This window comes from Methylobacillus arboreus, assembly GCF_020532725.1.
GTDB classification, from domain to species: Bacteria; Pseudomonadota; Gammaproteobacteria; order Burkholderiales; family Methylophilaceae; genus Methylobacillus; species Methylobacillus arboreus.
Window position 1 is genome coordinate 66,259 of the sequence record NZ_JAJAVC010000007.1, and the last position, 7,911, is coordinate 74,169.

General features: G+C 56.3%; 10 protein-coding genes. 4 read left to right on the top strand and 6 right to left on the bottom strand.

Features of this window, described 5'->3' with window-relative positions:
• Positions 1 to 104 precede the first annotated feature (104 nt).
• From LG198_RS10285 to LG198_RS10305, 5 genes are all read right to left on the bottom strand, one after another.
• Positions 105 to 869, bottom strand: coding sequence for a DUF72 domain-containing protein (locus tag LG198_RS10285; protein WP_230343097.1), 765 nt, complete (start codon positions 867 to 869; stop codon positions 105 to 107).
• 123 nt (positions 870 to 992) lie between these two features.
• Positions 993 to 1,673, bottom strand: coding sequence for a DJ-1/PfpI family protein (locus LG198_RS10290; protein ID WP_230343098.1), 681 nt, complete (start codon positions 1,671 to 1,673; stop codon positions 993 to 995).
• Between the two features lie 11 nt (positions 1,674 to 1,684).
• Complete coding sequence (locus LG198_RS10295; RefSeq protein ID WP_230343099.1) at positions 1,685 to 2,251, bottom strand: TetR/AcrR family transcriptional regulator; 567 nt, start codon at positions 2,249 to 2,251, stop codon at positions 1,685 to 1,687.
• Positions 2,252 to 2,327: 76 nt separating this feature from the next.
• Positions 2,328 to 2,582: a YkgJ family cysteine cluster protein gene (locus tag LG198_RS10300; RefSeq protein ID WP_230343100.1), complete on the bottom strand. Its 255-nt coding sequence runs from the start codon at positions 2,580 to 2,582 to the stop codon at positions 2,328 to 2,330.
• Positions 2,583 to 2,588: 6 nt separating this feature from the next.
• On the bottom strand, positions 2,589 to 3,353 hold the full coding sequence (locus LG198_RS10305) for a competence/damage-inducible protein A (RefSeq protein ID WP_230343101.1): 765 nt from the start codon (positions 3,351 to 3,353) through the stop codon (positions 2,589 to 2,591).
• Positions 3,354 to 3,467: 114 nt separating this feature from the next.
• On the opposite strand from LG198_RS10305, the gene LG198_RS10310 reads away from it, so the two are divergent.
• Positions 3,468 to 3,683, top strand: a complete 216-nt coding sequence (locus LG198_RS10310) for a (2Fe-2S)-binding protein (protein ID WP_230343102.1) — start codon at positions 3,468 to 3,470, stop codon at positions 3,681 to 3,683.
• A 12-nt stretch (positions 3,684 to 3,695) separates the two neighbouring features.
• On the opposite strand, the gene polA is transcribed toward LG198_RS10310, so the two are convergent.
• Positions 3,696 to 6,452: a DNA polymerase I gene (gene polA, locus LG198_RS10315; RefSeq protein WP_230343103.1), complete on the bottom strand. Its 2,757-nt coding sequence runs from the start codon at positions 6,450 to 6,452 to the stop codon at positions 3,696 to 3,698.
• A gap of 21 nt (positions 6,453 to 6,473) precedes the next feature.
• Between polA and LG198_RS10320 the strand changes: the two genes are divergently transcribed.
• The 3 genes from LG198_RS10320 to LG198_RS10330 form a co-directional block, all read left to right on the top strand.
• Positions 6,474 to 7,205 carry an LOG family protein gene (locus LG198_RS10320; RefSeq protein ID WP_230343104.1) on the top strand — a complete coding sequence of 244 codons (732 nt, stop codon included), beginning with the start codon at positions 6,474 to 6,476 and terminating at the stop codon, positions 7,203 to 7,205.
• Positions 7,206 to 7,317: 112 nt separating this feature from the next.
• Positions 7,318 to 7,659, top strand: coding sequence for a DUF2782 domain-containing protein (locus LG198_RS10325; protein WP_230343105.1), 342 nt, complete (start codon positions 7,318 to 7,320; stop codon positions 7,657 to 7,659).
• A gap of 70 nt (positions 7,660 to 7,729) precedes the next feature.
• Positions 7,730 to 7,911 (top strand): phosphotransferase (locus LG198_RS10330; RefSeq protein ID WP_328485394.1); only part of this gene is annotated, 182 nt, incomplete at its 3' end.

Here is a 7,911-nt window from a genome sequence, read left to right on the forward strand (position 1 = left end):
TTGGTGCATGCGCATGGTACAGGCACCAATAATGTGCTTGGTCATAGTCAAGCGCAGGCAGCCAGGACTGACTCGGACCAATTAGGTGGTAGGCAAGCCCTGCCTTATTCCTGGGCTGCCAGGAGTTGAGTTCGGCTCTTGACAGCGAAGGCATTGGCAGCGGCGGCGCCACGTGCCGTGTTGTCAAAAATGCACCATGCCGGCTTGTTGGCATTCTGCAAGGTGATGGAAAGTTGCTCCAAGTATTCTGGCGGATAGGATGAGTAATAGATTTGCGGCGTTCCGTGCAGCCGGTAGTAACAAAAGCCAGACCAGCCTCCAGGCACGCCTGCCATGGGGAACCTTGCTGGATCCGCCGCAACCCGCGCCAGGGAGAAGTCTTTCAACAGGTTCTCGCCCGGTATGGTAAACCAGCTGGCGTGTCGCGGCTCGCAGGCAGCCGCGCCTGGGTAATGGTGGCGTAACAATGTGAAGAAAGCATGGGCAGTCGCTGCTTCCAACGGCAAGCTTGGCGGCAGCTGGATCAATATGCCGCCAAGCTTGCTGCCAAGCCCGGAAATCTCTTCGAGAAAGCGCCGCAGGGCAGTGCTGCAGTCGGCCAGGCGCTGCCTATGCGTGATCTCGCCTGGCATTTTGATCCAGAAACGGAAATTGTCCGGCACCGTATCCGCCCAACGCACATAGGTTTTATGCTGATGCGGGCGGTAAAAGGAGGAGTTGATTTCAACCATGTTGAACAGGCGCGCATAGCGTTCAAGGTGGCTGCCGCCCTGCGGAAACAATGTGGCATGTTGTGGCGGGATGCCCCATCCCGCACAACCTACCCGCAATGCCGGCTGGTCGGGGATGGATAGGGTATGTGTATTCATTGCTTTATGCCTTGTTGATCTGCCCGCAATGCTTAAACAGCTTGCCCTGTTTCCATGTCCTGGACGAGGGCTGCCCCGGGGTTCTCCTCTACAACATGTCTTGAGCCTGTCTTTGCCATGGCGTCACGAGCCAGTGTACTCGATATCCTCTTTGTAACCGGCATAGGCCTGGTGGTATTCTATGATGCGGGCTACTTCCAGGATAAAGTCCTCCCCGTATCCGGCCCGGTGCAATAGGTGCAGGCCGACTTCCATGCCTGCGGCAATGCCGCCGCCGGTGACTATCCTGCCGCTGTCCACCACGCGGGCGCGGCTGATTCTGCATTGCGGCGCAATTTTCGCGAGGCGGTCTATGGGCACCATGCCGGCATTGGATTGCTCGATGCGGTCCGGCTCCTTGCGGCTGGTGGCGGCAACACCGTCCAGCAGGCCCATTGCGCCGTAAATCCAGGAGCCGGTGCAAACGCTGGTCAATAATGTAGCTGCGGGTAGTGATCGGATATAGGCATGCAGGCGCTTGTTGTGGATTTCCTGCCGGGTGCCGAAGCCCCCGGGGATCAGGAAGGCATCCATGGCGGGATTGTCGGCAAAGCTGTAGTTGGGCAGCACGGTAAACCCGGCCTGGGTCTGCACCGGGCGCAGGCTGTCCGCGATGAGGAAAGCATCGAGTTCCGGATCCAGGCGGCGGGCGACTGAGAATACGCCGTGGGGAGCGGCATAATCGATGATTTCCGCATCCTTGAACACGTAGATGCCAAGCCGGAACCCGGCGGTTTTTGCATAAGCGATGGGTGAATCGGACATGATGAAGACTCCTAGGGCAGGGTGATGGTATCCAGCAGCATGGCGGCCAACTGGCGGGCTTGGGCGGCAGCGTCGCTGTCAGGGGTGACAAGTTCGGTTGCAATCGCGCCTTCCATCAGCAAGGCGATGCGGCATGCCTGGGTTTCGGGATTGGCCAACTGGGCGGCATGGCATAGTTGCTTGATGTAGCGGAGCACATGCTGCTTATGTTCGCCGGCGAGCAGGCGAAAATGGTGATTGGGATCGGAGAATTCCGCGGCGATGTTGATGAAGGCGCAGCCATGGAAGCCAGGCTCACTGAACCATGTCTGCAAAAAGTCGAAAAGCGCCAATATCGCCTGCCTGGGGTTGCCGGCATGAGCCTTAACAAAGGCATGCAGGCTTTCTCGCCAGCGTTGATCCCTGAGCTTGAGGAATTCCGCCACCAAGCCATCCTTGGATTGAAAGTGCAGGTACAGGCTTTGCCGTGCGACCAGGGCTTCATCCAGGATATCCTCCACCGAGGTGGCATGTACGCCGTTCTGGTAGAACAGCTTGCTGGCTGCGTTCAGCAGCCTTTCTTTGGCAGGGATGGTCATTGCGCATGGTTCCAATAGAACGGTTGTTCTATTAGAGATGCGTGCTCGATAGACTGTCAATCTAGCGTTTGTTGTCTTAGGGCGTGGTCAATTGTTCCAACCGGGCGAGCCAGGTGAATGCATACTGGTTGCTGTTTCCGCACATTTCCCCGCTAGGGCGCAATGAAGAGCAGACTTGCGGACGCTCAGCCATGCCGAAAATCAGGCAGCGGTTTTGCTGGTCAAGCTGTATGCAGCGTTCTCCGGCTTTCTTGCCGTGCGGCATGCCGGGGATGGGGCTGCTGATGGATGGGGCGATGCAGCATGCGCCACAACTTGAACGGCATTCCATCGGAGGCTACTTTGTCTCGCAGGCTTGCCAGGGACTGCCTGCCGCATCGATTGCTGTCTGGATGCGCTGCATCGCTTCTGCAACATCGCCGGCATTGCCTTTCAAGCCCAGCTCGATGGTGCGGCGGGCATCCAGGCGCGGCAGGCTGAAAAGCCTGATGGCGGGATAGCGTCTGGTGATTTCCTCCATGAGGTCCAGCAACTGGCTTTCACCCGTATCAAACACCAGGATAGAGGCCGTGCTGAAAGCATGCTGGTGGAATAAATGCGCGTAGTGGGTATCGAGTATCCATTCTGTCATGGGCCAGGCCATTTCAGGAAAGCCGGGCATGAAATAGTGCTGCCCCAGCGAGAAGCCCGGCACACGATTTACCGGGTTGGGGATGAGTGCGGCATCCAGAGGAAAGTCTGCCATCAGCACGCGCTTGGGATACGCGGCTTCACCAAAGCGTGATTCTATTTCCGCGACAGCGCCCGGGTGGCGTGCAATCGGCAGGCCTGCTGCCTCTGCTGCTGCCTGGCGCGTCTGGTCGTCCGGGGTGGCACCTATGCCGCCAAAACAGAAGACGACGTCAGGGCTTGTCATGGTGCGCTTCAAGGTTGCCACGATCTGCGGACGGTCATCTCCAAGGTATTCCGCCCATGACAATGCCAATCCCCTGGCGGCAAGCAGCGAGATCACTTTGGCGAGATGACCGTCCTTGCGTTTGCCCGAGAGGATTTCATCGCCGATGATGACGGCGCCGAAGCGAGGAGGTCTGGAGTTGGTCATGGCTTGGAAAATGGTTTGTGTTAGGGGCTAATTTGCCGCAGATGGATCATGTTCTGCAAGTTTCTGCCGTTGAATGGGTAAAATAGTCCGTAGTTTCTATCGACTGACACATCAATGAGTGACAAAAACGACAATCCCAACGACGAAGTCCTGTGTTTTTGCAGCGGCGTCCGGCGCAAGAAAATCCGTGCCTTGTTCATGCAGGGCATGGATATCCAGGGTATTGCCGAGATGACGGGCGCGCTCACTGGCTGCGGCGGCTGCGAATGGGATATCGAGTATTATCTCAAGGAGCTTGAAGAGCAGGGCTACAGGTCCAAACGCTCTTGATCGGCAGGCATTTTAATGTGCCGCTTCCCAGTTTGTTCCCACACCGACTTCCGCCAATAACGGCACATCCAGTGCTGCAACGCCCTGCATCAGTTGCGGCAGGGTTTGCTTCACGCGCTCCAGCTCTGCATCCGGCACTTCCAGCACCAGTTCATCATGCACTTGCATGATGATCTTGCTTTGCAGTTTCTCTTCCCGCAGCCAGCCATCCACGGCAATCATCGCCAGTTTGATCAGGTCTGCCGCCGTGCCCTGCATCGGGGCGTTGATTGCGGCGCGTTCAGCGCCGGCGCGGCGCATGCCGTTGGGGCTGTTGATCTCGGGCACCCATAGCCTGCGCCCGAAGAAAGTCTCGACATAGCCTTGTTCTTTTGCGGCCAGGCGCGTGTTCTGCATATATTCACGCACGCCGGGATAGCGGGCGAAATAGCGGTCGATATAGCTTTGCGCCGCGCCGCGCTCAATGTTGAGGTTCTGTGCGAGGCCAAAGGCGCTCATGCCGTAGATCAGGCCAAAGTTGATGACCTTGGCATAACGGCGTTGCTCGCTGTTGACTTCATCCAGGCCGACACCGAAGATTTCGGCTGCTGTGGCGCGGTGAATGTCTTCACCTTTGGCAAAGGCCGAGAGCAGGCCCTCATCCTGTGACAGGTGCGCCATGATGCGCAGTTCGATCTGCGAATAATCCGCAGAAATGACATGCGTGCCTTGTGGCGCAATGAATGCCTCGCGGATGCGCCGGCCTTCTGCAGTGCGTACCGGGATGTTCTGCAGGTTGGGGTCCGAGCTTGCCAGGCGGCCTGTGATCGCGACGGCCTGGCTGTAGCTGGTATGCACGCGGCCGGTGGTAGGGTTGATCATGCGCGGCAGCTTGTCGGTATAGGTCGATTTCAGCTTGGCAAGGCCGCGGTATTCCAGCAATACCTTGGGCAAGGGGTAATCCAGCGCTAGCTCCTGCAATACGTCTTCATCGGTGGAAGGAGCGCCGCTCGGGGTTTTCTTCAATGGCTTGATGCCCAACTTGCCGAACAGGATTTCCTGCAACTGCTTGGGCGAGCCCAGGTTGAATGGCTGGCCTGCCAGCTCGTAGGCCTGTTGCTCCAGCTCGAGCAGCTTTTGCCCCAGCTCATGGCTTTGCGCCTGCAGCATGGCCTGGTCGATCAGCACGCCATTGCGCTCGATCGTGTAAAGAATGTCGAGCAATGGCATTTCGATGTTGCGGTAGACGAATTCCAGCTTGGAATCGGTTTCGATTTGCGGATAAAGCGCCTGGTGCAGTTGCAGGGTAATGTCGGCATCCTCTGCCGCATATTCGGAGGCGGTTTCAATGCTGATCTGGCTGAAAGGCACTTGCTTGGCGCCCTTGCCGGCAATTTCTTCATAAGTGATGGTCTTGATGCCTAGGTGGCGCATTGCCAGGTCATCCATGCCGTGGCTGCGGTGGCTTTCCAGCACGTAGGATTGCAGCAGGGTGTCGTGCGCGATGCCGTTCAGGCTGACGCCATGGTTGGCCAGTATATGCTTGTCGTACTTGAGATTTTGTCCGACTTTCTTGATGTCGGGATTTTCCAGGAGAGGCTTGATACGCGCCAGGGTGGCTGCAAACGGCAACTGGTCAGGCGCACCGGGGTAATCATGTGTCAGTGGCAGGTAAGCAGCTTCGCCAGTTGTGACCGAGAATGACATGCCGACCAGCTTGGCGTTGAGCGGATCCAGTGAAGTGGTTTCACTATCAAAACATACCAGCGAGGCGCTGCTGATTTTATCCAGCCAGCCTTGCAGTGCTGCTTCAGTTAATATGGTCTCGAAGTTGCGCGTGCCAGCACCGGATGCAGCAAACAGGTCGGCAGGCATACCGCCGGTTGACAAAGGAGTTGCACTGGACTCGCTTGGGGCTGCCGGTGTTGCCATATCGAGTTCTCGGCGAAGTGTCTTGAATTCGAAGCGATCAAACAGTTCGACCAGTTTGCTTTTATCTTGCGGGCGTGGCGCAAGATCGCTCAGACTTTCCTGGATGCCGACATCACAGCGGATAGTGATCAGTTCCCGTGCCGTGGGCAGCCAGGGCAGGGCCTTGCGCAGGTTTTCACCTACTACGCCGGTGATCTTGTCAGCATTGACCACGATATTTTCCAGCGAGCCATATTGCTTCAGCCATTTGACGGCAGTTTTGGGGCCGACTTTCTCAACGCCGGGCACATTGTCCGAGCTGTCACCGATAAGGATCAGGTAATCTACCATCAGGCTGGGAGGGATGCCGAATTTGGCTTCCACGCCTGCTTCATCGAGTACCTCGTCGGTTTTTCTGAAGGCATCGCGCATGGTGTTGACCACGGTAATGTGTGTGTTTACTAGTTGCGCAATATCCTTGTCGCCAGTGGATATGATCACGCGCATGCCTTCACTTGCGGCCTGTGTTGCCAGTGCGCCGATTACGTCGTCGGCTTCCACGCCATCTTCGACAATGAGTGGCCAGCCCATGGCCTGGATGGCGTTGTGCAATGGTTCAATTTGGAGTCTCAGGTCATCCGGCATTGCAGCACGGTTGGCCTTGTATTCGGGGTAGATGTCGTCGCGGAAGGTTTTGCCTTTGGCATCAAACACACAAGCGCTATAATCGGCTGGATAGTCTTTATGCAGCCGGCGCAGCATATTGAGTACGCCCTGAATGGCGCCAGTGGGTTCGCCAGCCTTGTTACGCAGGTCTGGCATTGCATGGAAGGCGCGATAGAGATAGGACGAGCCGTCTACTAATAACAATGTTTTCATCTTGAACTAGTGTGGAACCTTATGTCAGCTGCTAAAAAACTTCCCAAGATTCTGGACCCCGAACTCCCCAACAAGAAGTACTCGGCACGTGAATCGTGGCGTGCGTTCGAGATTATGGCAGAATTCGTCGAGGCAACCGAGCGCATGAAGGAAATCACCCCTGCGGTTTCCATCTTCGGCAGTGCGCGCACGCCGCCAGACCATCCGTATTACAAACTGACCGAGGAAATTGCCCGCTTGTTGTCTGATGCCGGGTTCAGCGTTATTTCGGGTGGCGGCCCCGGCATTATGGAGGCTGCCAACAAAGGTGCCTTCAAGGGCAAGTCGCCCAGCATCGGCCTCAATATCGAATTGCCGCACGAGCAAAAAGGCAACCCTTACCAGGACATCAGCCAGAACTTCCAGCACTTCTTCATGCGCAAGGTCATGTTCGTCAAATATGCCTCGGCCTATGTGGTGATGCCGGGTGGTTTCGGTACGCTGGATGAGTTGATGGAAGCGCTTACTCTCATCCAGACTGCCAAGACACGCAGGATTCCATTGATTCTGGTGCATGAGCCGTTCTGGCGCGGCATGTTGTCATGGATACGCGAAACGCTGGTGGAAGAAGGCATGATTTCCCCAGACGACCTGGATTTGCTGCAGGTGATCGATAAGCCGCATGAGGTGGTGGAAGCCATCTTCCAGCATTATGAAACACGCGGCTTCGAGCCTTCGCCAGCAGAGCAGCAAATCATGCAGTTCTACCTATAGGCAATATATGTGGCAGCGATAGCCAAATCTTGTTGTTAATAAGCAACATCGCCCTTTTGGGCGAGGGGGCTATTTGGTAGAATCAAGCTAATCATTTTAAGCCGAGGTTATCATGCGTATCCATAAAAGTTTGCTGATGTTGGCGTTCCTGCTGCCGCTGATAGCCTCCGCTGCAGAGATTCCAGACAATCTGGAACCGCTGCCCGAACCACCGCCGCCGCCGGCAGGCATGGAGGGCGAAGCTCCCGAGCCTGAGGTGACCATTACCAAGAAGGGTGAGGACACCATAGAAGAGTATCGCATCAATGGCGAGCTTTACATGATGAAGGTGACTCCCAGGGTTGGCGCGCCTTACTACCTGACCAAGGATGACGCCAATGCGGGTTGGGCACGCAGCGAAGGTGATGTTGCAGCGCCCATGAGTATCCCAAAGTGGGTATTGTTCCGGTTCTGATTATTGACACTTATGCCTGAAGAGGATGTTTAAGCCCTCTTCCCCATCCCCAGCCTTTCCAAAGTTTTCTATGTCCGTATTCACTACCGTTTCATTCGAGCAAATGCAGCAATGGCTCAAGGGATATGCCCTGGGCAATTTGCTTGATCTGCAGGGGATTGCGTCAGGCATCACCAATACCAATTACTTCGTCACGACCAGCACGGGCCGTTACGTGCTGACATTGTTTGAGGAGCACAGCGCAGAAGAGCT